The organism is Tenacibaculum sp. nBUS_03 (assembly GCF_051201695.1).
In the GTDB taxonomy this organism is placed as follows: Bacteria; Bacteroidota; Bacteroidia; order Flavobacteriales; family Flavobacteriaceae; genus Polaribacter.
Genome location: NZ_CP179214.1, coordinates 2,684,483 through 2,709,723, shown reverse-complemented (window position 1 = coordinate 2,709,723; position 25,241 = coordinate 2,684,483). Strand labels below are relative to the sequence as shown.

The 25,241-nt window shown below is 29.3% G+C and carries 25 protein-coding genes; 5 read left to right on the top strand and 20 right to left on the bottom strand.

Annotated features, from left to right (window positions below; all coding sequences use genetic code 11):
- Positions 1-5 precede the first annotated feature (5 nt).
- Positions 6-1,130 (top strand): PepSY-associated TM helix domain-containing protein, encoded by a 1,125-nt coding sequence (locus ACMFBB_RS12560; protein WP_435261124.1) that lies wholly within the window; start codon positions 6-8, stop codon positions 1,128-1,130.
- On the opposite strand, the gene ACMFBB_RS12555 is transcribed toward ACMFBB_RS12560, so the two are convergent.
- Complete coding sequence (locus ACMFBB_RS12555) at positions 1,120-2,127, bottom strand: helix-turn-helix domain-containing protein (RefSeq protein ID WP_435261123.1); 1,008 nt, start codon at positions 2,125-2,127, stop codon at positions 1,120-1,122. The genes ACMFBB_RS12560 and ACMFBB_RS12555 overlap by 11 nt on opposite strands.
- A gap of 111 nt (positions 2,128-2,238) precedes the next feature.
- Between ACMFBB_RS12555 and ACMFBB_RS12550 the strand changes: the two genes are divergently transcribed.
- Both ACMFBB_RS12550 and ACMFBB_RS12545 read left to right on the top strand, forming a co-directional pair.
- Complete coding sequence (locus tag ACMFBB_RS12550; protein WP_435261122.1) at positions 2,239-4,053, top strand: TonB-dependent receptor domain-containing protein; 1,815 nt, start codon at positions 2,239-2,241, stop codon at positions 4,051-4,053.
- Positions 3,992-4,627 carry a TonB-dependent siderophore receptor gene (locus ACMFBB_RS12545; protein WP_435261121.1) on the top strand — a complete coding sequence of 212 codons (636 nt, stop codon included), beginning with the start codon at positions 3,992-3,994 and terminating at the stop codon, positions 4,625-4,627. The genes ACMFBB_RS12550 and ACMFBB_RS12545 overlap by 62 nt, the downstream gene beginning before the upstream one ends.
- Positions 4,628-4,674: 47 nt before the next feature.
- Here ACMFBB_RS12545 and ACMFBB_RS12540 read toward each other — a convergent pair whose 3' ends face one another.
- The 11 genes from ACMFBB_RS12540 to ACMFBB_RS12490 all read right to left on the bottom strand — a co-directional run bounded on the left by ACMFBB_RS12540 (position 4,675) and on the right by ACMFBB_RS12490 (position 11,758).
- Positions 4,675-5,487 carry a formate/nitrite transporter family protein gene (locus tag ACMFBB_RS12540; protein ID WP_435261120.1) on the bottom strand — a complete coding sequence of 271 codons (813 nt, stop codon included), beginning with the start codon at positions 5,485-5,487 and terminating at the stop codon, positions 4,675-4,677.
- 11 nt (positions 5,488-5,498) lie between these two features.
- Positions 5,499-5,834 (bottom strand): 2Fe-2S iron-sulfur cluster-binding protein, encoded by a 336-nt coding sequence (locus tag ACMFBB_RS12535; protein WP_435261119.1) that lies wholly within the window; start codon positions 5,832-5,834, stop codon positions 5,499-5,501.
- A gap of 13 nt (positions 5,835-5,847) precedes the next feature.
- On the bottom strand, positions 5,848-6,180 hold the full coding sequence (locus ACMFBB_RS12530) for a hypothetical protein (RefSeq protein ID WP_435261118.1): 333 nt from the start codon (positions 6,178-6,180) through the stop codon (positions 5,848-5,850).
- A gap of 15 nt (positions 6,181-6,195) precedes the next feature.
- Positions 6,196-7,089 (bottom strand): sterol desaturase family protein, encoded by an 894-nt coding sequence (locus tag ACMFBB_RS12525; RefSeq protein WP_435261117.1) that lies wholly within the window; start codon positions 7,087-7,089, stop codon positions 6,196-6,198.
- Positions 7,090-7,176: 87 nt separating this feature from the next.
- Complete coding sequence (locus tag ACMFBB_RS12520) at positions 7,177-7,497, bottom strand: hypothetical protein (protein WP_435261116.1); 321 nt, start codon at positions 7,495-7,497, stop codon at positions 7,177-7,179.
- Positions 7,498-7,558: 61 nt separating this feature from the next.
- A complete protein-coding gene (locus ACMFBB_RS12515) occupies positions 7,559-8,614 on the bottom strand; it encodes an NAD(P)/FAD-dependent oxidoreductase (protein ID WP_435261115.1) in 1,056 nt (351 codons plus the stop codon).
- A gap of 128 nt (positions 8,615-8,742) precedes the next feature.
- On the bottom strand, positions 8,743-8,979 hold the full coding sequence (locus ACMFBB_RS12510) for a NifU family protein (protein WP_435261114.1): 237 nt from the start codon (positions 8,977-8,979) through the stop codon (positions 8,743-8,745).
- Between the two features lie 6 nt (positions 8,980-8,985).
- The gene (locus ACMFBB_RS12505; RefSeq protein ID WP_435261113.1) at positions 8,986-10,116 is read right to left on the bottom strand and encodes a P-loop NTPase; all 1,131 of its coding nucleotides are present in this window, start codon (positions 10,114-10,116) and stop codon (positions 8,986-8,988) included.
- 156 nt (positions 10,117-10,272) lie between these two features.
- Positions 10,273-10,608, bottom strand: a complete 336-nt coding sequence (locus ACMFBB_RS12500) for an MGMT family protein (RefSeq protein ID WP_435261112.1) — start codon at positions 10,606-10,608, stop codon at positions 10,273-10,275.
- A gap of 247 nt (positions 10,609-10,855) precedes the next feature.
- Positions 10,856-11,527 (bottom strand): tRNA (guanosine(46)-N7)-methyltransferase TrmB, encoded by a 672-nt coding sequence (gene trmB, locus ACMFBB_RS12495; RefSeq protein WP_435261111.1) that lies wholly within the window; start codon positions 11,525-11,527, stop codon positions 10,856-10,858.
- Positions 11,528-11,539: 12 nt separating this feature from the next.
- On the bottom strand, positions 11,540-11,758 hold the full coding sequence (locus ACMFBB_RS12490) for a DUF6341 family protein (protein WP_435261110.1): 219 nt from the start codon (positions 11,756-11,758) through the stop codon (positions 11,540-11,542).
- 42 nt (positions 11,759-11,800) lie between these two features.
- On the opposite strand from ACMFBB_RS12490, the gene ACMFBB_RS12485 reads away from it, so the two are divergent.
- Entirely contained in the window at positions 11,801-12,706 is a 906-nt protein-coding gene (locus ACMFBB_RS12485) for a DUF6427 family protein (protein ID WP_435261109.1), read from the top strand.
- A 2-nt stretch (positions 12,707-12,708) separates the two neighbouring features.
- Here ACMFBB_RS12485 and upp read toward each other — a convergent pair whose 3' ends face one another.
- The 6 genes from upp to ACMFBB_RS12455 all read right to left on the bottom strand — a co-directional run bounded on the left by upp (position 12,709) and on the right by ACMFBB_RS12455 (position 19,682).
- Positions 12,709-13,362, bottom strand: coding sequence for a uracil phosphoribosyltransferase (gene upp / locus ACMFBB_RS12480; RefSeq protein ID WP_435261108.1), 654 nt, complete (start codon positions 13,360-13,362; stop codon positions 12,709-12,711).
- 86 nt (positions 13,363-13,448) lie between these two features.
- Positions 13,449-14,000 carry a hypothetical protein gene (locus ACMFBB_RS12475; RefSeq protein WP_435261107.1) on the bottom strand — a complete coding sequence of 184 codons (552 nt, stop codon included), beginning with the start codon at positions 13,998-14,000 and terminating at the stop codon, positions 13,449-13,451.
- A gap of 66 nt (positions 14,001-14,066) precedes the next feature.
- On the bottom strand, positions 14,067-16,442 hold the full coding sequence (locus tag ACMFBB_RS12470; protein ID WP_435261106.1) for a TonB-dependent receptor domain-containing protein: 2,376 nt from the start codon (positions 16,440-16,442) through the stop codon (positions 14,067-14,069).
- A 140-nt stretch (positions 16,443-16,582) separates the two neighbouring features.
- Complete coding sequence (locus ACMFBB_RS12465; RefSeq protein ID WP_435261105.1) at positions 16,583-17,710, bottom strand: helix-turn-helix domain-containing protein; 1,128 nt, start codon at positions 17,708-17,710, stop codon at positions 16,583-16,585.
- Between the two features lie 8 nt (positions 17,711-17,718).
- A complete protein-coding gene (locus tag ACMFBB_RS12460) occupies positions 17,719-18,840 on the bottom strand; it encodes a helix-turn-helix domain-containing protein (RefSeq protein ID WP_435261104.1) in 1,122 nt (373 codons plus the stop codon).
- 200 nt (positions 18,841-19,040) lie between these two features.
- A complete protein-coding gene (locus ACMFBB_RS12455; RefSeq protein WP_435261103.1) occupies positions 19,041-19,682 on the bottom strand; it encodes an alpha/beta fold hydrolase in 642 nt (213 codons plus the stop codon).
- A 65-nt stretch (positions 19,683-19,747) separates the two neighbouring features.
- On the opposite strand from ACMFBB_RS12455, the gene brnQ reads away from it, so the two are divergent.
- Positions 19,748-21,040, top strand: coding sequence for a branched-chain amino acid transport system II carrier protein (gene brnQ / locus ACMFBB_RS12450; RefSeq protein ID WP_435261102.1), 1,293 nt, complete (start codon positions 19,748-19,750; stop codon positions 21,038-21,040).
- A gap of 170 nt (positions 21,041-21,210) precedes the next feature.
- On the opposite strand, the gene ACMFBB_RS12445 is transcribed toward brnQ, so the two are convergent.
- Both ACMFBB_RS12445 and ACMFBB_RS12440 read right to left on the bottom strand, forming a co-directional pair.
- The gene (locus ACMFBB_RS12445; protein WP_435261101.1) at positions 21,211-21,711 is read right to left on the bottom strand and encodes a DUF3575 domain-containing protein; all 501 of its coding nucleotides are present in this window, start codon (positions 21,709-21,711) and stop codon (positions 21,211-21,213) included.
- A gap of 62 nt (positions 21,712-21,773) precedes the next feature.
- Positions 21,774-25,127, bottom strand: a complete 3,354-nt coding sequence (locus tag ACMFBB_RS12440) for a hypothetical protein (protein WP_435261100.1) — start codon at positions 25,125-25,127, stop codon at positions 21,774-21,776.
- Positions 25,128-25,241 lie beyond the last annotated feature (114 nt).

The window sequence follows — 25,241 nt, the reverse complement described above, 5'->3', positions numbered from 1 at the left end:
TGCTAATGAAAAAACTCAAAAATATTTCACGTTCTATTCACGAATGGCTGGGACTAACCTCTGGATTAATTGTTTTTATTGTATCCTTATCAGGAACATTATTTATTTTTTGTGATGAAGTTATTGATTTAGCCGCTGGTGATGCCAAATACATAAAATTCAATACTGATCTTACTAAAAAACCATTTACAACTCTTATAACTAATTTTAAAAAAGAATATCCTGATAGGGCTGTTTTATATATTGATGACTATAAAAACCCCTATAAAAGCTTTAGAATTGCATCACATAAAAAGGGGAAAGACTTTTCATACACCTATACAAATCCTTATACTGGGAAATTTATTAAAACATCAAAATCATATTGGGTATTTTTCTTCATCGCTGCCAAAATACACTCTCAAATACTTCTAAATAAAACAGGGCAAACCATTGTTGGTATTTCAACTATTATTTTCTTTTTTGAATTAATTACTGGATTCATACTTTGGTTTCCGAAGCGATGGAATAAAAAGTCTAAACAAGCCTCTTTCAAGATAAAAAAGGGAACAAAATGGAAAAGGAAAATATATGACCTACATAAAGTACTTGGTTTTTATGTTTTAATCCCTGCTTTATTAGTAACAATTACCGGTTTAATTATGTCCTTTAAAATTCTTAATAATGTTACTCAAGAAGTTTTTGGTGGAACTTCAAATGCTCATGAACTAACTGAAAAGTATTATCCTAAATTTGAAAAAGAGAAAATAATGCAACCTATTGATACCATCATTAATAAGTTATATAAAGAAAACTCAAATGTACAACAAATTAGAATTGGATTTCCATATTCCAAAAAACCTACAGCCTACTTCTATAGTATAATAGGAGAAAAAATAGGTTTAAAAACATGGAAAAACGGAAAAATGATTTTAATAAATCGCTATACTGCATCCCCTATTAAATTACCAAAAAAAATACAAAATCATGAAATAATTGAGCAAAACATATTCGATCTACATTGTGGATTTTGGATGGGTATAACTGGTAAAATTATTACATTCTTAGTTGGGATTATTTGTACAAGTTTACCCGTAACGGGATTCGTTTTTTGGTTTAGTAAAAAGCGCAAAAGAAAAACTATAAATTAGTTACTAAAATTTGTTTTTGTTTTAAACTACTTGGTAAGTAATTAAATTTTTTCTTGAAAGCAGCGGTAAAATGTTGAGGATTTTTATATCCAATTGCATAAGCTACCTCTGATACCGTTAAATTTTTTTCGAGTAACATTTTTTTTGCTTTTTCCATTCGTAAGCTACTGATATAAGAAAATATAGGCTCTTTAAACACTAACTTAAATTGTGTTTTTAGTTTATATTGATTAATACCAATTAACTTTGAAAGTTGCTCTATGGTTGGAGGAGTTTTCAAATTAGCTGTAATTATTCTCTCAGCTTCCAATATTTGATTATACTCATTTTTCTTGATTAAGGCAGGCTTACTTTTATTTCTATTTTTTATTTCAGAAAACAGAAAACTAAATATCTCATTAATTTTAGATTCAACATAAACTTGTTTTATATCTTTATCATAAGAGCAGTTAATAATATCGTTAATTATTAACGATAAACTGGCTGGAATGGGCTGGCTATCTTCAAACATTAAAAAAGAAATGTTCCTATTCAATGCAATTCCAAAATCAGTACTAACTTCATCAAAATGCTCCTTAAATATTTTCTTTAAGTAGGCCTCAGTAAAAAATATTTCTACCGACTTTCTTGTATCAGAGTTGTATGATAATGTTCCTTTTACACTTGGTAAAAAGAAAAAGTTATAACATCCTCCTTTAATCTCAATAGATTTTTCCTGATCATTATCTGGTATGTATTGACTATTACCTTCAAGTTCAAAGTGAATTTTAAATAATGGAAAGTCATGTTCTACTTCAATATTTAATGCCGATTTTAATTGTTGATTTCTAAATAAAACCTTAACCTCATTTAATAAAATTTCTTCAATAGTACCTTCTACATAATCAAATTCATTCACCTTTTTTCGCTCCTCAATATGCGCTACATTAGGTTCTTCAGAATAATCTATCACTACAATTTTATTATTAGATTCTCTTATTTTGTATATCGATTTCATACTTCCTTATCACGTTATAAATACTACTAAATACGTTATTCAACCTTTGCCTTATAGCAATATTTTTGCTTTTTGAATTTATTAAATCTAAATAAGACAAAATTACATAAAATGAAACAAAAGATCATAAAACAGAGACTTTTAACAGTTTTTCTAGTACTGTTTATCAACCTCATTAGTGCTCAGGATAAAATGGGTATTATTACAGGAAAAGTTACAACTTCAGATAACATACCAGCAGAGTTTATAAATGTTTTTTTACAGGGAACAAGTTATGGTACTATTACCACTAAAGATGGAAGTTTCACCTTAAAAAAGGTGTTGGAAGGTGAATATACCATTCAATTTTCGTTGATAGGCTTAGAAACCAAATTACAAAAAATTAATGTAACATCAGGAAAAATAACAAACCTAAACACTATTACCTTATCAGAAAACCAAACAAAATTAGATGAAATTGTTATTAATGCGCAACGTTTAAATCAATTTGCTCAAAAGAAAACTGACTATGTAACAAGATTGCCTTTAAAAAACATCAATACACCGCAATCATACTCTATTGTAAGTAATGAATTAATAAAAGAACAAATTAATATTGATTTACCTTCTTCTTTAAAAAGTATTACAGGTGGAGGATATATTGAGGCAAATACAGGTGCCGTTTCAGTATATGCTAGAGGTTTTAGAGGAGATGCACGAGTGAAAAACGGGCTTCTAATGTATCCAAGAGCAAGAACTGTTATTGAAAACCAGAATATTGAACGAATTGAGGTAATTAAAGGCCCATCAGCTGTTAACTATGGATCGGGTTTCTATGGTGGTTTAATTAATTTAGTTTCTAAACAGCCACTTACAGAAAATAAACTTGACGTATCTTATATTTTTGGAAGTTTTAATTTACACCGAGTAACTGCTGACTTTAACAAAAGTGTTGGTAAAAACAATGAATACCGGTTTAGAGTGAATGGTGCCTTCCATAAAGAAAATGAATTTCAAGATAATGGTTCAGAAATACGTAAAAACTTCTTTATAGCTCCATCATTTACTTATGAGCCTTCCGAAAAATTATCAGTAACAATTAATAGTGAATTTTTAAGTAGTACTAGAAATTTAAACTTTGCAAGAGGAATTGGCAATAACGTTACTGCTAAAACTTGGGACGATATAAAATGGGATTTTAATAATACATATACAAATCAAGATGTTGCTGGTGAGATGGACTATGCACTAGTTCAATTAAATGCTAACTATAAATTCACTAAAAACTGGGCTTCAAAAACGGCAATTTCTTACACTGAATTCCATGCGGAAGGACCTTATATTAGATTAAATGCTATCTCTGACACACAAATTCAAAGAGAATTTCTACAATTTTTACCAGAAAAAGGAGGAGCCACTAATATTCGTCAAGACTTTGTAGGAAACTATACTTTTTCAAATATTAAAAACAAAACTCTTATTGGGGTAAGTTATTATTCTGGTTTTTGGAATTATACTCAGAAATTACCGAATGGAAGAGGCTGGTTTATACCAATTGATGTTATTGATGTTAGTTTAAATGAACAAGTACCTGCCATTACAATGAATCAACTAAACGCCATTACCAACTATAGAACTACTTCTGTTGAATCAGGAAACAACACCTTCGCTGGGTACATTAATAATACACTTACAATTAACGAAAAAATTACATTTTTAGCGGGTTTACGTTATGATGACTTCACGAATGACGCTACAATCACTGATACTATTGAGGGAACAGATAGTTATAGCCAAGGTAAATTATCTTATAATTTTGGATTAAGTATTAATCCATTTAACGATCAAGTTTCTATATACGGAAACTATATGAATGGTTTTAATAATGCAGGAACCAGGAAAAAACGAAAACGGAGACACTCAAAACTTCAACCCAGAAGAAGTTAAACAAATGGAAGTCGGTTTAAAATTCAATCTTTTTAATGGCAAATTAAAAAGTACAATGAGTTATTATAATATTGACATTGACAATGCCATATTAAGGTATCGTGGAGCAAATGGAGCATATCAAAAACAAGACGGTAAAGTTGATAGTAATGGTTTTGAATTTGACATCATTGCTAACCCTTTTTCAGGGTTTAACATTGTGGCAGGATATACCTATAACAACGCTAAAAACACGAAATCTTCAGCTATATCTTCAGATGGAAAGCAACTTGTATTAAGTCCAAGAACAGTCGCAAATATTTGGGCTAGTTACAAATTCTCACGCGGAAAAATAAAAGGGTTAGGTATTGGATTTGGTGCAAACCATATGAGTCAAATATTTGAAGCTAGAAGTGTAACTAATGCTTTTTGGGCAAAACCTTTCACAACACTTGATGGTACTATTTTTTATCAAAAAAATCAGTATAGGATAGGAGTAAAATTAAACAATATTACTGATAAGAAATATTATAATGGATATGGGATACCACAACGTCCTTTTAACGCAGTTGTTGCATTGACATATAAGCTATAACTATATCATTTTATTATTAAGCATACTGATAACCAAAACATAAGTTATCAGTATGTTTTTTTATTTTTCAAAAAAATAAAGTGATACATTAAGCCAACTAAAACACTTCCTCCTACTATATTACCAAGTAAAACAGGAATAAGATTCTTAAACATCCCAGAAACACTTAGTTCTCTTGTTATCACATCTACCGATACAGAACTATCAAGTAACAAGCCCATAGGAATGATAAATAAATTTGCTATGCTATGCTCAAAACCAGCAGCTACAAATAATGTTATAGGAAATACAATCGCCAATATCTTATCAGTAACAGTTTTACCACCCATAGCCATCCAAACTCCTAAACATACTAAAATATTGCATAATAAGCCTCTAAAAAAAGCAGTGGTAAAAGACAAAGAACATTTAGCTTCAGCCATTTTTACATAGGTCTCTGCAATGGCATTATGATTCATTTCAAAATGGCCAGAAAAATAAATCATTACCACCAAGCTTAGTGCTCCTATCATGTTACTAAAAAAAATAATGATCCAATTTCTAACCATCTGTTTTGTAGTAACTCGTTTTTCAGCCCATGCTATGGCAATTAAATTATTTCCTGTAAAAAGCTCTGCACCTGCAACAACAACTAATATAAGTCCAAGAGAGAAAACAAATCCTCCAAAAATTTGTTTAGTAGCAAAACTATAGGTTTCATCAGCTTTAACTATTGTATAAAACAAAGCACCTAAACCGATGAAGGCTCCTGCTAATATTCCTAGTAAAAAACTAGTTATAAATGGTTTTTTTACTTTTTTTACACTTGAGTTTAGTGTTTCTTTAACTATTTCCTCTGGGGCAAATGCTTTCGTAGACATATTTGAATTTTTTAGCTCTCAGGAGCCAGTTCAACTTCTAACCCATCTAAATCAGGTGTCATTTGTATTTGACATCCTAAACGGCTATTATCTTCTACATCAAAGGCTTCAGCTAACATTGCATCTTCATCATCAGTCATTTCAGGTAATTCATGTTCTGATTTCACATAACATTGACACGAAGCACACATGGCCATACCTCCACAAATACCTATGGTACCTTCTGGAGCTAACTCATATGAACGAACAACTTCCATTAAATTCATTGCCATATCAGTAGGTGCTATAACTTCATGAGTTACTCCTTCTCTATCAGTAATTTTAATTTTTATATCCTGAGTATCCATTCTTAATTGTATATCATTGTATTCCAAAAAGTGTAAATAAAGTAGTTAAAGCAACTACTATTATTAAAAAATAAAAAATTGCTTTTACCCAAATTGAAGTACTCTCTCTCTGTAAATAATTTCGTTCTGAAGTTATATCTTGTAAAAGAATCTCTTTTAAATCGTATGTAGAGCCACATACGTATAATTTAATTATATGTTCCTTTGAAACTTTTCTATAATAAAAAGAAAGAAAAACTAATACAAGTATTGATAAAACTGTAAAAACAAAAAGATCATAACCACTCAATTCATTTTTAAAAGAAGAAATTCCTCCAAAACAGTTAATCTGTAATAAATGCATCATGTTTTTTAATAATTCTTACTCTAATTTTTTTCTTAAAACCTTTGCTCTTTTATCTTCTCCGTCATGGCTCCAACCTGGTGAGTTAAAAATATAGTTTAACTTATCTTTCCATCTATTAGCTCGCTTAACATCCTTCCAAATAGCTCCATACTCATGAGTTGCTACTTTAATAGGGTTAAATGTATCAATATTCACTGTTAACCCATACACTGGTTTATCAATATCGGTTAGCTCTTTAGAAAATGTACCAAAAATTCGATTCCAAATAATTAAAATTCCTGCGTGATTACAATCTAAATAACGAATATTAGAAGCATGGTGAACTCTATGATGAGAGGGGGTATTAAATACAAATTCAATAAACTTAGGTAACTTATCAACCAATTCAGTATGCACAAAAAACTGATAAATCAAACTCACTCCCATCATAACAAACATCATTAATGGATCAAAACCTAAAAGAGGTATCCATAGCCAAAAGAAAAATTTATGAACACGTTCTCCAACTCCTTGACGCAAAGCTGTTCCTAAATTCATGTGTATTGATGAATGGTGTGGTACATGCCCAGCCCAAAATAAACGAACTTCATGATTTAATCGATGAAACCAATAATAAGCAAAATCATCAGCAAAGAATAAAATAATCCACGCCCACCATTGACGCTGAATAACATCTCTTAAAGGGCTCATTTCATGCAAATAGAAAAAAACCACAAAAGCAAGAAGCTTAGGAATAAATTCAATTATTGCAGAAAAAACCATCATTAATAAAGAAACCCCCGTGTCTTTACCATGATACTTTTCTTTTGCAAATTGGTATTCTACCAACATTGAAATAAAAAAAACAGGTAAAGCAAAATACAAAAGCCTATCGCTTGCTAATTGTTCTATAAAATCAGTTAATGTCAATTATTTTTATTCTTAATATAAATTCAACTTTTCTTTATTAATATGCTATTTCAATGCCTTTCGTTAAAAGGTTCTGACCAGATTTCTTTACAAAAAGTATTCAACTCCTAATAATTTATACAAAGGAGTAATCATAACTATAACTACAAAAACAACAACAAACAATTCAACCCAAATCGAATTCTTATCTTTTGTAAAGTAGTTATTATTCCCTTGTAAAATAATATCTTTAGAATTATAGATAGGCATATCTATCTCTAACGTTGAAATATCATCCTTTATTTTAATAGGCTTTTCTATACATTTAAGGTAATGTATCAAAATAAATAATGAACTTAAAACAAAAATATCAAAACTTGTAATCAAATTTTCAAAAGGATTAATTACTAAGAAATTTAAAGCAATCATATTTTTAAATTATTACATAATAAAACTCTCTTATTGAAACCAAACTTATACTCAAAATGAGTTACTCTATTTTTTTAACGACAGCTTTAGGTGCCTCTTTTCGAGTTCCATCGAAACCATCAACACCTCCTACAGTAGTATATTTCATTACATACTTTTTATCAGGAAAAATTCTTTTATAGGCACTTTGACACATCAATGTTGCTTCATGGAATCCACATAAAATCAGCTTTAATTTACCAGGATATGTATTCACATCTCCAATTGCATAAATACCAGGAATATTGGTTTGGTAATCTAAGGAATTGTTCACTTTTATGGCATTTTTTTCAATTTCTAATCCCCAATCAGCAATAGGTCCTAATTTTGGAGATAAACCAAATAATGGAATGAAATGATCAGCGGGTAGAGTAAACGGTTCTTTATTTTTTTGTTCAACAATAACACCTTTTACTCTTTCACTGCCAACAATTCCTTTTACTTCAGCAGGTGTAATTAACATCAACTTCTCTGCATCTTTTAACTCTTGTACTTTATCTACAGAGTCTAATGCTCCGCGAAATTCATTTCTTCTGTGAATTAATGTTACAGATTTTGCGATATCAGTTAAAAATATTGACCAATCTAGAGCAGAATCACCACCACCAGCAATTACTACATTTTTATCTCGATACAATTCAGGCTCCTTAATAATATATTCAACTCCTTTATCTTCAAAATCAACAATATTTGGAATTGGTGGCTTGCGTGGTTCAAAACTCCCTAAACCTCCGGCTATAGCGACAATAGGTGCTTGGTGTTTTGTTCCTCTGTTTGTAGTAACAATAAAAGTACCATCATCCTGTTTTTCAATAGTGTCAGCCCTTTCACCTAAAGTGAATCCTGGTTCAAATTGTTTAATTTGTTCCATTAGCTTGTCTGTTAAGTCACCTGCTAATATTTCTGGATAGGCTGGTATATCATAAATTGGCTTTTTAGGATATATTTCTGAGCATTGACCTCCTGGCTGGGGTAAAGCATCAATTAAATGACATCTCAATTTTAATAACCCGGCTTCAAAAACCGTAAATAATCCTGTGGGTCCTGCACCTATAATTAATATATCTGTTTGTATCATTTTTTCGGAAAAATATTCTTTTTTATACTGAGATTCCTGTCTTATAATATAAGACAGGAATATTTTTTAATAATTAAATATTCAAATTTAAAGCGTAAACTTAAGTAAGAAACTGACCTAATATCAGTCTATGCTACATTAATCACTTCTTTAATTTCTGGCGCATATTTTTTAATAGTAGCTTCAACTCCGTTTTTCAATGTCATTTGATTTACTGAACATCCACTACAAGCACCTTCTAATTGAACTTTTACTGTATCATCTTCTATAGATAATAACTTTATATTCCCACCATCACTTACTAAAAATGGACGAATTTCTTCTAAAGCTTTCTCTACATTATTTCTTGTTTCTGTTGTTACCATAACTACTTATTTTGTGCTACAACCACTCATTGTTGTTATTCTAACAACTTCAGTTGGTGGTAAATTTGCATTTCTTTTTAATAATTGTGAAACCATTTCTTTTGTTGCGCTAGTAAAAGCATCTGATAATGGTGTGTTTTCTTGTAATGCTACTGGATGTCCTACATCACCAGCTTCACGAATACTTTGTACTAAAGGAATTTCTCCTAGAAATTTTGTTTCAATATCTTCTGCTAAATTTTTAGCTCCTCCTTGACCAAAAATATAGTATTTGTTATCTGGTAATTCTGCTGGTGTAAAATACGCCATGTTTTCAACAATTCCTAATACAGGTACATTTATGCTTTCTTGTTTAAACATCGCTACTCCTTTTTTAGCATCAGCTAACGCAATATTTTGAGGAGTACTAACAACAACAGCTCCATTAATTGGTAATGCTTGTACAATTGATAAATGCACATCTCCAGTACCTGGAGGCAAATCGATTAATAAAAAATCTAACTCCCCCCAATCAGCATCAAATATTAATTGATTTAATGCTTTTGAAGCCATAGGGCCTCTCCAAATTACTGCTTGATTAGGGTCTGTAAAAAAACCTAAAGACAATAATTTAACTCCATAACTCTCAACAGGTTTCATTTTTGAACGTCCTTTAATATTCACTGCTAAAGGCTTTTCTAAAGCAACATCAAACATTAAATGTTGAGAAGGACCATACACGTCAGCATCTAAAACCCCTACTTTAAAACCCATTTTAGCTAATGAAACTGCCATGTTTGAAGTTATAGTAGATTTTCCTACCCCTCCTTTTCCTGATGCAATAGCAATTATATTTTGAATATTTGGAATTTCTTTCCCTCTTATTTGGTTTGGATTTTCTTTAGGTGCTACTTCAACTTTTACATTTACTTTAACATCTATCTTTTGACCAACATGCTCATGAATTGCTTTCATGATTTCAACCTCAATTTTCTTCTTTGCCTGTAAAGATGGATTATTGATAGTAACATCTACTATTACCTCTTCACCAAAAGTTACAACATTTGTTACATTCTCGTTTTCTACTAAACTTTTACCTTCACCAGGGGCAGTTATTGTTTCTAACGCTTTGTATATATCTTGCTTTTTAAAACTCATTTTGTCATTACCTTTATACAACTAGATTTAAACAAGTAGTTTATATCTATTTTATCTCAGTTACAAAGATACGTTTTAGCCCTTAGAAAATAAAGCGTTTAAATTAGGAATATTTATAGAGCAATAAGTAGTTTTTATATAGTTTTAACATCAATCTTATCTCAATTCTTCTGAAGGGTCCCAAAACACATCTTTTAAATTCTGTATCTGGCTTTCAACAACTTCAATCCCTTCATTTTCTAATAACTGCTGCATTAAATTAGTTCCATTAAAATGATGCTTTCCTGTTAGAACCCCATTTCTATTTACTACTCTATGTGCGGGAACTTCTTCTTTTTGATTGCTTGAATTATTCATTGCCCAACCAACCATCCTTGCAGATCTAGCCGCTCCTAAATAAGTTGCTATAGCTCCATAACTTGTAACCTTACCATAAGGTATTAGACGAGCAACGTCATACACCCTTTCAAAAAAACTATCTGATTTACTCATTCATTAAAAATACGATATTAAAAAAGCAAGAAGCAACTAATTCCGTTAGGATAAAAAATTAACAAGTAAGTTACTCTTGATAAACTATTAAACGTTTAAATAACTAAAAAGCTCTTTAACATAAATACTATTCGAAAAAATAGTTGTACCTATTTTCACCAACAACACATACATTATAAAACCTATTAAAAATAATAGGATATTACGAAGTTTATAACTTAATTAAACAGAAAAATTCTAAAGCATTTTAATACTTTACTCTGAATTTGACGAAGGTTATTGGTTTTCCTTTCTCTAAATATTGTTTTTCGTAAAAAGTTTGAGTACCTGTTACTTCTTCTGGCGAGTAGTAATCTTTATAAACATCGTGGTTAGCATGTAAAATCTCATGTCCTTCACCATGCAACAAACCTAAGGTATAGCCATGCATAAATTCACTATCAGTTTTAAGATTAATAGTTCCTTCTGCTTTTAATATTTGGTTATATTTTTTTAAGAATTCTGAATTTGTTAAACGATGTTTTGTTCGTTTATATTTTATTTGCGGATCAGGAAAGGTAATCCATACTTCATCCACTTCGTTTTCGGCAAAAATAAAATCGATTAATTCTATTTGTGTTCTAATGAATGCAACATTTTCCATATTGTTTTCAATAGCGGTTTTAGCTCCTCTCCAAAATCTAGCTCCTTTAATATCAACTCCAATAAAGTTTTTGTCAGGATTTTTTTCAGCTAATGCTATTGTGTATTCTCCTTTACCACACCCTAATTCTAACACTATAGGGTTATCATTTTTAAAGAAGTCTCTCCATTTTCCTTTATATTGGAAATCACCTATTACTTCTTCTCTTGTAGGCTGAATAACGTTAGAAAACGTATCATTTTCCTTGAAACGTTTCAATTTATTTTTACTTCCCAATATGTTTAGAAATTAAGCTTTGTCTTCTATTCCTTCCCTTTTGAAACGTAAAGATTCTTTCATCCAATACGCTAACAAAACGATAAGTACTAACAAAAACACCCAGTTTATAAGGTTAGAAGTCCACCAACCAGCATCAGCTTTTGCCACTTCTAAGCGTAACCACTTGAATGGTGTTAAAATGAACTCAAAAAAATCTCCTATTAATCTAAAAATATTTAAACCTAACATAACTTGATTATCTTTACGTTTGCAAAAATATAAAAAGAATCGATGTTAGCCAATTTTTTCAGTAAATCTAAGCCTGTAAATTTTATAGTGCTTTTTCTACTTTTTTTGAGTTACTATATTGTAACCTTATTTTCAAAGGACATTACATTTTTTTCTATTTCTAAAGAACTCTTTTTATACATTGTTCTTTTTTCTATTTATATTTTTATTGTCACCAAAAATGAAATAACATTTGATAACTCTTATGCTTTTCTCTTTTATATTATTTTAACAGTTTTTTTTATAAACAACATTACAATAAACTCTGTTTTTTATGCCAATTTGACCATATTACTTTTTTTAAGAAAAGTATATAGTTTACAATCATCTAAAAACCTTTTTCATAAACTTTTTGATGGTGGCTTATGGTTAGGTATTTCTTTTATTATAGAACCATATACAGTTCCCTTTGCTTTATTGCTTTATGCTTCAACATACCTTCACCAAAGGTTTACTTACCAAACCCTATTAACTCCTATTCTAGGATTCATCCCGCCTGTTTTATTATATTTTACGTATTGTTTTTGGTATGATGATTTAGAACGATTTTTTCAGCTTTTTTCTTGGAATATTCCTTTTGATTATAGTTTATATTTAGAGAACAACTATTTGTTCTCAATTATTTTCATTGGTCTTTTTACACTGTTTGCAATATTATTAAAAACACCAAAAGCTTTGGCTGTTCTTAACCGTTTTAGAAGAAATTGGATTTTACTTCTATTTCACCTTATCATTTCTGGAACTGCATTTGTTTTAGTTCCTAATAAATCGGGAATTGAATTTTTGTTCTTACTATTTCCAACATCCGTTATTTTAGCCAATGGTTTAGAAATATTTCAAAAGAAATGGTTTGCTGATATTTTTATCATTGTGTTTATAATAGCTTCAATTACCGTGTTTTTCCTATAATATTAAACTTTAACTCCAAATGCTAAATCACCAGCATCACCTAAACCAGGAACAATGTACCCCTTCTCGTTCAGGTGTTCGTCAATAGTAGCTACCCATAAATCAGTATTATCAGGAAAATATTTTTTAATATAATCAACACCTTCTGATGAAGCAATGACTGAAACTACATGTATTTTTTTGGGATTCCCATATTTTTTAATAGCCTCATAAACTGCTACTAAAGATTTACCTGTTGCTAACATTGGATCAATTAACAACAATGTTTTATCATTTATAGATGGTGATGCAAAATACTCAACTACAATTTCAAATGTTTCATCATTATTTGGGTGATGCCTGTAAGCAGATATAAAAGCATTTTCTGCATCATCAAAATAATTTAACAAGCCATTATGAAGAGGTAACCCTGCTCTTAAAATTGAACACAATACAACATCATTTATTGGAACTTCTTTTTTCTTTTCTCCTAGTGGTGTTACTGTTGTTTTCGAAGCATATTCTAATTTTTTACTTAACTCATATCCTAAAACCTCTCCTATTCTTTCAATATTTCTTCTAAAACGCATCGCATCTTTTTGAACAGAAATATCTCTTATTTCTGATAAGAACTTATTTAAAATAGAATTTTCTTTAGATATATGGTGTACTTTCATAAAAAACAGATTTGGTCGCAAAAATACAAAAAAAGAAAGCTTTACTATTAACTAGTAAAGCTTTTGAAAACACCTTTAATTTTCTATTAAAATCTATACCCAACTCTAAATCCTAAATCTAAACCTGTTCCTCCTTTATTCATTTCAAAATCATAGACATACCCTATCCCTGCAGAAAATTCATATTCAAAATTTTTAGCAAAACTTCTTCTTAATCCCCATTTCGGTATTACTGTTATATGATTATGTACATAACTATTATTATAGTTTGAAATTGTAAATAAATTAGGGTTAAAATTTGTTTTTAAACTAAAGAAATTACCATTATTATTAGCTGTTTTTTTGTTAAGCTTAGCCCTTCTATTTAAATTATAATAATATCTAGGTTCTACTGAAACTGTAGGAAATAAAATATAACCAGTTTTTGGATACGACGTTCCTCCCCAAATACCCATATTTATTCCTAGCTCAGTTCTTAAACTAATAGTATTTGATAGTTTAACTTCATTGTATCCCCAAATACCAAATAAGCCTGCTTGAACACCAAATATTGACTTTTCTACTGAAACTTCTTTTTCTTGAGCAAAAGATGAAACACTTAACGCAATAACAATCAACAATAATAATTTATTTTTCATAATAGTAATAATTTATAGTTATAAATAGGCTGTAATTAAACAATAACTATACCATAAAAAACATATTTATAAAGCTCTATTTTTTTCATCTTCATTTCCAAAACCTCTCTTATTTTCTCTTACTTTTCTATTTCCGAAATCATATGATAATCCCAACTGAATATTTCTTGAACTTGGATTGTTAAAATACGTTTGTTTCACCCCGTTTACTACTGACTCATAATTATTTAAACTAGCAGTATTTAAAATATCATTTGCAAAAATTGACATTTTTATATTACTCTTCTTAAAATTATGTTGAAAACCAAAAGATAAGTTATACATACGACCAACACTAAATAAACCAGTACTAACCTTTGAATTATACCAAGAGTTAACTTGTAATTTTGTGTTTTCAGAAAGCAAAAATGTATTATTTGATGAAACACGTACTCCAAATCCATTTTTAGGTTGTGAACCCACTTTTTTAGTGAAAGTAGTATTATACCCTATAAAAGTTATGTTATTTTGACTTTCCCACCAAGATATTTTATTATAAGAATAGCTTTCTGTAAAACCATAATTGTATTGATTATAATAGTTTTCTCTCGTTATGATTTGAGTTTGGTTAACTTCATTTGAAGTAAAAACAGCACCTCTTCCTTCATTTGTACTATTAAAAAAAACACTAGAAGTTAAATTTCTCTTGTATGAATATGAAAACTCAAAACTATCTATAAAAGAAGGTTTTAAAAAAGGGTTCCCTTCACTATAACTATTGTCACTAACATACACTCTAAATGGATTTAAATTACCAAAAGAAGGCCTACTTATTCTTTTACCGTATGAAAAGTTAAAGTTATTAAAGTTATCTTTTGAATAGGATATATAAAGAGTAGGAAATAATTTAGTGTAGTTATTATTATTTACCTGATTAATTGTCAAGTTCATTCCTTTAGTCATTGTATTCTCTATCCTTAAACCAAACTGTAATTCTAACTTATCGTTTAATTTAGTATTCCCTGATATGTAGCCTGCATAATTATTCTCATTATACTTAAAATCGTTAGAAATATTTTTATCTAACACAGGAACTCCAGTAATGGCATTAAAAAATAAAGCATTACTAGTAGAACTAACAAAACTAGCTTTTACTCCAAATAACAAGTTCACTTTGTTTAAAGGATATTCCACATCTATTTTTGTGCTAACGTTTTTAATTTCCTGGATTGATAAGTTTAAACCTGCTGAATTTACCCCTATAAATGAATCATTTCCATCAAAGGTTTCTGTAATAAAATCACGTTTTTTATCTGAGGTATACTCAAAATAATCTACATCAAAAGATATATTTTTCGAAGAATTGTCAAACTTTTTTATTCCATGAAAATTAAAACTATTATTGGTTGTATTAATATCAAAATCACCTTTATTAACGAGTTTCTTTTCTAGTTGATTATTTGAATTATAAATACTCGATGTGGTTGTTGGTAAGTAATCAGGCTGGCCAAAGTTACCTAGATACTGAACTCCCAATGTAAACGTTTTTGACAATTCATAATCAATTAATAAACGCCCAGAAACATTATCCTTTTTTGACTTATTATCAACTTCCATGTTCCAAAAACTTGATGGATAGGCAATTTGCAAGGTTTCAAAATTTAGAAAACTTCCTTTCGTTACATTTAAACTAGCAGACAATGAAATCTTATCTTTATTTAAAAAGAAGCTGTTTCTTATACTAGCATAATTATACGTATTCTGATTGTATGTTAAATTCGTAGTGTTTTTCCAAGAGTTTTGCATTCCTTTTTTTAAGATAATATTAATTAATCCTCCACCTCCAGCTGCTTCATACTTTGCTGGTGGAGTAGTAATAACTTCAATACTCTTTATCTCATTAGCTCCTAACCCACTTAAAAAATCAATCAATTCTTCTCCTCTCAAAGGTGAAATTCGTCCATTTATCATTATTCTAGACGCTCCTTTCCCTATAATTTCAATAGCTCCATTCTGAACCTGTACTCTTGGTGAAACTTTTAAAATATCAACACCATTCCCTGTTGAAGCTACAATACTTTTTTCTACATTAAAAACCAACCTGTCTACTTTTCTTTGAATTACTCTTTTTTTAGTTTTTACAACAACCTCATCTAATGTCTCAGCATCTTCATTTAAGGTAATTATTCCTAAGTTTAAATTTTTAGAAACAGTTAATTGCTTACTCCAACTTTCATAACCTAAAAAAGAAATAAGAATTGTGTAACTTCCTTCTTTTACTTTAATACTAAACTTTCCTGCATCATCAGTTGTTACTCCTGCTATTATTTTATTTGAGCTGTTTTTTATTATAACATCAGCAAATGCAATATTTTCTGTGGCATCTTTTACAGTTCCTACAATTGTTTGAGAAAATGTATTTATTGATACAAATACTAAAAAAGTTAAAATTAAGCGTCTCATTTTATTTTGTTTTTATTTTGATGAGACAAAAGTGCACAAGTGTATAAACCTATACGACCGAAAACGCAAAGTCGAACTGATTTAGACTAAAAAAATCAGTTCGACTATTTTTTAAAAACGTTCGACTTTACGTTAAACCTTTAATATACAGAACTTTTTCTGTATTGAGTTGGGGTTAATCCTGTATGTTTTTTAAATGCGGTATTAAAAGATGATTTTGAATTAAAACCAACTTCATATAAGATTTCAAGCACAGTTTGTTTGCTTCTCGAAGTATCTTTTAAGATCTGTTTTGCTTTTTCAATACGATATTCATTTACAAAATCGAAAAAGTGTTGTTTTAAATCTTGGTTTATTAATACCGATAATTCTCGCATGGGTATTTTTAATTGGTCGGCAAGATTTCTAATAGTTAATGAAGGATTTAAATAAGGTTTTTCTTCATCCATATAATCTTTCAATAGCTTAATTTGTTCATTATTTTTAACTTCACCACCTACATTATTTTTCATTTCTTTTGATGTATTTAAGTTTACATCAACTCCTCTAAATAATTTAGGAGAATTTAACGCCTTAAACACCAACCAGAATATAAAAAACACTCCAAAAAGCAGAGTAACTATCCTAAGTACATCGGTAGTTTCAGAGGAATAAAATTCCCTCGAAACGTTTTTAATAACTGTGATAATTTGCCCTATGGTTAATAAAATTAATAATTGCTTAAGCCAATTGTAATTTTTAAAAGCATTTTTATCTGTATAATTTTCTAATAATAATTTTCGATATCTAATTACATAATATATTTCAGAAAACAGATAAGCTAGAGATACTAAATATCCAAAAACATTTAAAAATTTTCCTTCTGGTTTTTCATCATAACTATTAAAAAAATCAAGTTTAGTAGCTGTATCTGCTAAAAAAAAGTTTGGCATTAAAACTATTATACCTAATAACCAAGGAACAGCATAAATTAAGTGTATTTTTTTTAACTTGAAATTAGAATAAATAATTGATAAAATATATAGAAAAAGTAATGGGTCTTTAAAACTCGAAATCTTTATTCGTAACATTTCTATTGCTAATGGCAGCTCTATAAAGTTGGTATAAAAAAACACACTGATATCAATTGCTGTAACTACTAAAAAAGCAGCCAAAAGATAATTACTTATCTTTTTTTCGGTTTTAACTGTAAATAAGAAAACAGAAAAAAACAGAAAAAGTAATACTATAATAATACCTAAAACACTTATAATTGATGATTTTTCCATAATTTCACTTACTTTTTATAACTTTTTCTATACTGTGTTGGTGTTAATTTTGTGTATTTTTTAAAAGCTGTGTTGAATGATGATTTTGAATTAAAACCTACTTGGTATAAAATTTCAAGAATTGTTAATTGATCATTCGAAGAATCCTCTAAATGATTCATTGCCTTTTTTATTCGATACTCATTTACAAAATCAAAAAAATGCTTATTCAAATTTTGGTTAATTAAAATAGATAATTCTCGCATTGGAGTTTTCATTTCATCTGCAAGACTTCTAATACTTAGTGATGGATTTAAATAAGGCTCATTCTTTATCATATAATCTTTTAATTTTTGAACCTTTTCATCTGTAATAGAATACTTACTTGTTTTTATTAATTTTTCAGTTAAAATAATTTTTGAATCTACCCCTCTAAATAAATCAGGATTTCTCAATGCTTTTAACACATACCAACAAACCATTATTAATAAAGAAACGCTCAATAACACTTGAGATGACAAAAACACATCTTTATATCCTAAATATTTGAAAATGTTTTTTATGGTTGCTATTATAAAAACAGCAAACCAAAACAATACTATTTGATATAGCCACTTATAGGTTTCAATAGCATTATTAGAAAAATTTTCTGTAAAAATATTTTTAGCTTGTTTCACTACTACAAAACTTGCAATATAGTAGCATAACGATTGGATATGCATTGTAACATGAGTGAAAATTAACTCAAAAGTTAAAATAATATTTTGATTAAGAGCAACAACCTCCTCTATCTCTCCAAAATAAAATCTTGGAATCATTACTATATTTCCAATTATAAAAGGTAATAAATGCAATACATGTTTCCATTTTAATTTAAAATTTGAATAACAAACTGAACATACATAAAGATAAAAAGTTGGGGTTAGAAGATAATACAACAAATTAATTACTGAATTAATGCGATGAGAAATAGTAACAAAAAAATTAAGATAAAAACCACTTATTTCAATAGCTGTTAACATTAAAAAGACACTAAACAACCTATTGCTAATTTTATTATTTGACTTAACTGATAAAATAAATAGTGCTAGTAATAAAGCAACAAAAGAGGATATGATGGCAGTAATTGATTTTAAATCTATTTCATTCATGCTAAAAAACGTTCAATTCAAATATAGTTGTTTATTATTCTTTGTAATTTAAGTCAACTAGACTTCTTATTTACTTTTTATAAATTCTAACAAGGCTTTAAGCAGTTCTTTTTTATTTTCAATATGACTCATATGTCCATTACCAAGCACCTTCAAATCTGTATTGGTTCTTATCGCTTCTCTTTTTATAAACTCGAAATTTAAAACAGGGTCTGCTTCCCAGCAATAATTCTTCTTTTTGGTATTTGCTTTAAAACTTCTTCTCTGTTTTTTCGCAATCGCATCCCTTCATTGGAAGCCATATAACCTCTTACAGGAGTTTTTAGAGCTTCGTTTAACACTTTTTCTATTTCATTAAAAAAAAGCTCTTTTGATGTTGAAGCAAATAAATTATTTATGGCCATTTTAACTATCATGCTAAAATTTTTCCGAACTATTTTATTTGCTTTTTCACGAATTTCTTTTCGTTCATCATCATCAGCTTGTGATGTTGAATTCATTAAACAGATTCCTTTAATATTCTTAGGGTATTTATCAGCAAACGCTAATGAAACATATCCCCCCATTGAATGACCTATAAAAATAGCTTTACGAATTTTCAGGTGGTTTAAAATTACCTTTACCACTTCAGCCATATCTTCCATGGTATGTACATACCCCAAACAGTCTGATTTTCCATGTCCTAGTAAATCAATCGTTATAACACGGTTTCTCTTGGAAATCTCCTCTAAAGCCCCATCCCACATTGTTGAGTTTTCTAAAAAACCATGCAACAACACAACAGCACCACCTGCTCCTTTTTCTGTATAAAAAATATTTACTCCTTTATATACTACAATCATTTTTAACTTATCTTCGGCAAAGATAGCCTCATTAGAACAATAGGCAGAAATAATTAGTACTCAAAATGAATAAAACAAAAGAAATTCTCGTTACAGGTTTTGCACTATTTTCACTTTTTTTTGGAGCAGGAAATTTATTATTACCTCCTCTTTTAGGTTATAATGCAGGGGACAATTGGTTTTGGGTAACACTTGGTTTTATGAGTACTGCTGTTATCATTCCTATCCTAGGAATTTTAGCACATGCCAAACTACAAGGTACTTTATATGACCTTGGAAAAAAAGTATCTCCTACTTTTAGCTTGCTCTACTGCATTATTATTTATATCATCTCTATAGCCATTCCATCACCAAGAACTGCCTCTGCAACTCATGAGATTGCAATTCACCCGTTTTTTAGTTCAAGTCCTCTATTAACAAGCTGTTGCTATTTTGCCTTAGTATTAATTTTTGTTCTAAACAGATCTAAAGTTTTAAATCTAGTTGGTAAATACTTAACTCCTTTTATTGTACTTATTTTGATAGTAGTTATTAGTATCGGGTTATTTTCTAATAACATGATGATGAATCCTAGTACGTTTTCGGCACCTGTTGTTAGCGGTTTACTGGAAGGATATCAAACTTTTGATGCTATTGGAGCTGTAGTAGTTGGTGGCGTTGTTATTATTTCTTTGAATTTAAAAGGGTATACCTCTTACACAGATAAAAAAGAATTAATTAAAAAAGCTGGATTCATTGCAGGAACCGGGCTTTTTATAATATATGCAGGATTAATATCTGTAGGTGCTTTTTATGGATCCGAAATATTAGTTGACGGTACTCTAAGTAACGATATGCAAAGAGCTAATTTATTGCGAGGAATTAGCATAGCAACGCTTGGTAATATTGGCACTGTATTTTTAAGTATTTTAGTTGCTTTAGCTTGTTTTACTACTGCTGTTGCAATAATTACTGGTACTGCCGATTACTTTAAAGGATTATTTAAAAACTCACAAAAAGCATACGTTATTACAGCGGTTATTAGTTGTTTGTTTGGGGTTATAATTGGACAATTAGATTTTCATTCTATTATTGTAATAGCTCTTCCTATACTAATGTTTATTTATCCAATTACCATTGTATTGATTTTATTAAATATAGCCCCTAAAAAACTAGCCACTCCTATTGTTTTTAGAATTGTTGTTTTAGTTACTTTTATTTTTAGCATTCCTGATTTTCTCCAATTTATTATTGATAAAAAACAAATAGTAAGCGTAACTAACTTAATTCCTTTTTCAAAACACCATTTAGGATGGGTTATCCCAGCTATTTTAAGTTTTGGATTTATGAATATTATAAAAGTCATTAAAAGGGATTAATACCACTCATCATTTTATTTTACAGTAAAATCAAAAAATAACTAGTATAATACCAATTTAAATTTCTAGTAGTATATAATTAAATTGGCGTAAAACAGAACATCAAGTTTCTGAAACAAACAAAAAAGTCCACAAATGTGGACTTTTATATATTTTATTAAATAATTTTCTTAGAATCTGTATCCAACATTAATACCAACTCTTGGCACTACTGAATAGGAATCAGAAGAAAACATATTTCTACCTAAACCAGCGTATGCACCAACAACCAAACCTCCATTAGATACATATTTCGACCCTACAGCAATTCCTAAAGCTCCATCAGTATACTTTTTATACCCAATTGTTTTTCCTCCTTCTTCTATTGCCGACTCTCCTGAATTTATTCCTAAAAATATTTCTCCAAAATGATTCCAGTTACGATTCGTTGTAAAATAATGACGAAAGTATGGCGTAAACATTTCATTTTCATTATACCTAAAATCTGAACTCTTTTTTTCAAAATTAAACAACGCTGATATACCAACTGATGATTGTTCACTTAAATAATATTCATAAGACACTTCTAAAGTTTTCATCACTAAAGCATCTGCTATATCCAACTTTATTTCTTGCTGTGCATTTGCAAATGAGCTGATAAAAATTACAGCTGCTAAAATTACTTTCTTCATGTATAAATTTTTATTAATTAATATAATATTGTTACTCTGCAATTATAATACCACAAACTTACTTAAAAAATAGCTTTTAATTGTACAGTACCCGTATGTATTGCACTTGAATTCTTACTTTTTCTACCTAAATAAGAAACTGATAAATTTAAAACAGATGTTAATTTTTGATTCAATTGCAAGTTCCAGGTATAGTTCTTACCAATCTGAAGTCCTTCTAGCATTTGATACCCTACTGGTGAATTTGAATTTCCTGTAAAATCATTTAAAAACATAGCGGTATCTGCACTAATTTGATTCTTTTTTGAGCTTATAAAAAAATAAGAAAGTCCTATTTTTTGCTGCTGTAGTTTTTCAAAATTCGACATAGTATTTTCTTTGTTCTTATAATGATAATAAACTGAAAAACGATGGTCTTTATTGTATAAAAATGTAAATTTAGGTTGTAATTCTTTTACTGAAATCTCATAATTTCTATTTGCTAAATTCTCTGTTTTCAATTTATTTTCTCCTACAGAACCTTGTGTTTCAAATAACCAAAATTTTGTTAATTTATGTTGAAATTCTAATTGATGAATACATGAATTTCCTTCTTGATTTCCTACAGAAAATTGTTGTTTGTTTTGTGATTTACCAAATGTATATGTCCAACTGAAGTATTGAAGATTCCTATTAAAGTACAAACTATTTCTAAAATTAAAATTCAACCCTAACAATCCATCATCAGAGGTGTTAAAAGGATTCCAGTTAAAACCGCTTTCTGCTCGCAAACGTTCATTATCAATAGTTACATATGTTTGATTATAAAAATGTGAAAGTACTTTTTTAAATCCTTTTTTACTAGCCCATTGTTTTGGGTTTAAAGTAATGGATTGTTTCCATTTTACACGTTGTGTAGCAAGAAAACGTATGTTAGGTAACGCCACTCTTAAGTAAGTAGCTTGATCTTGAAATTGTGCTATTTCAAATTCATTAAACTGTTGTTCCCCATCATTATTATAATCTATCCAAGTATAAAACCCTTGACCTGGTTCAGTTTTTACATATATAAAATCTTGTCGTGCTATATTACCTGAAGATGTTTCATAAGCCGTTCCTAATGTTAGAAAGTTTTTAAAAAAACGTTGATTATACACTACTCTTGAATTCAATGTTGTTTCATTATCAGCTAATCTGTTTTCTGTAAATCTATAATTAGCATATAGCGATAAATTTGTGGTTGCATTCTGTATTATTTTACTATTAATATAAAAAGTTTTACGGTTATTAATTTGTGTAAATGCGTTACTCTTTATACTATCATTTGTTCTATAATTCACACCAAATTTCGCAAAAACTTTAGTACTATCACCAATTCCATAATATCCTTCATACTCCTTAAATTGATGACTTGTTATATCAAAATTATTAGTAGCCGTTATTTTCTTTCTATTGGTTTCAAAATCCACAAAACCTCCTAACCATGATTTCTCAAAACTGTGTTCAGCTTTTGATTGCCACCTAAAAAAATTATCTTTTCTAGTATTTGTACTATTTTTTAACCAACTTCCATTCACCCATACACTAGTACTATCAAATTTCAACTTTGATTGAAGAATATGCTTACTTCCTGAAAAATTATTACTAAACTTTAAATGATTAAATCCATAAGAAATAGTAGTGTTTTTATTTTTTTGAGCAGTTAAGACCGTTCCTATTTCATGTTGATTTCCTGTTGGATTATCTAAATTCCAGTTTCTATTAAATTCTACCGCTTGAAATCGTTGAACTGTTTGAAAATTATTTTCAATAAACTTGTAGTTCACATTACTGGTAATTTTCCAGTCCTTATCTAACAATCGTTGATTCCATCCTATCTTCGTAGCTAGTCTCTTATTTTTAGAATCGTCAATACTTGAAAATAAATTAACATCATTATCACTAAACGCTAGTTCAGCTTGTATTGTTGTTTTATCTGAGGGTGAATACTTTGAGTTTACAACAGCTACTTGTAGTTTTGAAGGAGCTACTAACTGAACTACGGGATTATAACTTCCTTGGTTTTTACCTAGATATTTATAAATAGTTCCAATAGCAATGGTTTTATCAACAACATAATCTCCTTTACTAGCTCCTACATTTGAAAAAACTACTGAAAACACCTCATCATTCTCATTGGTGGTATATTCAAAAACATCCTCTCCATTAATGTTTGTTTTTTTATATTGAATCCTGTTAACGGAAAATTCATCTGCAAAAAAACTAGGCGCCATCATTTTAGTTACATCATTACCTGCATTTGCTAAAATTTGTTTTTGAGCATCTGTAAGTGCTTGTTGTATGGGTTGACTTTTGGCATCATTCTCATTATAAAAATAACCAGCTATTGAAAAATTATCACTTTTATATTGAGCTTTTTCATAAGTAATAAATCGAGTGTAGTTTCTATCAGAATATTGAAATTCAACACGAACACGCATATCATTAGTTATAGGATAGGTTGTATTAAATCTAATTTCTGCTAAATTATAATCAATAGTATAGTCTTTATTTTCTCCTCTTTGCAACAACACCCCGTTCACAAACACCTTATCACTCCCGGAAACTATAATAATAGCTGATTCATTATTTGATCCGAAAATTTTATACGGCCCTTGATTCCCTTCAACACCAACAAAATTAAATGATGAAAACCTACCACGAACAATAGCGCCAGACGCTAAAACGTTAGTACTTTCACTTAAATTCGCCCCTACCTCAACTCCTGAAACTTGCTTATTGAAATTCAAAAAATAACTATCGTTGTTCTCTAAACTTACATCTCCTCCTTTAACTCGCCAGTTCTTACTGTATAATTCAACAAAAATCCGATCAAAATCAGTGATTTTTTGTGAATACCCATTTTGTTGTAACGGAATGTTAGTGTCGAAAATATTTGCTCTAATCCCTACTTTATCTGACAACTTCCCAGAAATTGTTAAATCTAACGATGAGTTTGTTACTGCATTTTGGTTGTTCCCTCCAGTAACTCCTCTGGTAATAAAACCTTGTGTTGTTAAACCATCAAAAAAGCGAACCTCCGAAGTTTTTTTATTCGTAGTTTCACTATATAGCTTCCCTGTATTTTTAGTGTTTTCTACAATTAATCGCTTGTCAAAAGGAGAATACTCTTTTGTTATAAATTCTGGATATCGATAATATTCTATGGTTATTTCTGGATACTTTTCTTTATCAATAATCAGTTGAGACAACCCAAAATTAACTTTATAGTTTGATGGATTTATAAGACTACCTTCTTTAGAAAGAATTTTGAAGTATGTTGGATTAATACTTACACTATCAATTTGAACTGTATCTTTTTTTACTTGTATTTTTTTTAAACGAAATTCTTTTGGTTTTGTTTGTGCATATGCAACAACACCGATTAAAAAACACAAAACACAAAAGATTTTTTTGATCATACCTTAACAACGTAGCATCAGCAAAAATAGTTTAAAATTAAATATGATAATTACATTGTAGAATCATCTAAACAACTATTACATTACCTA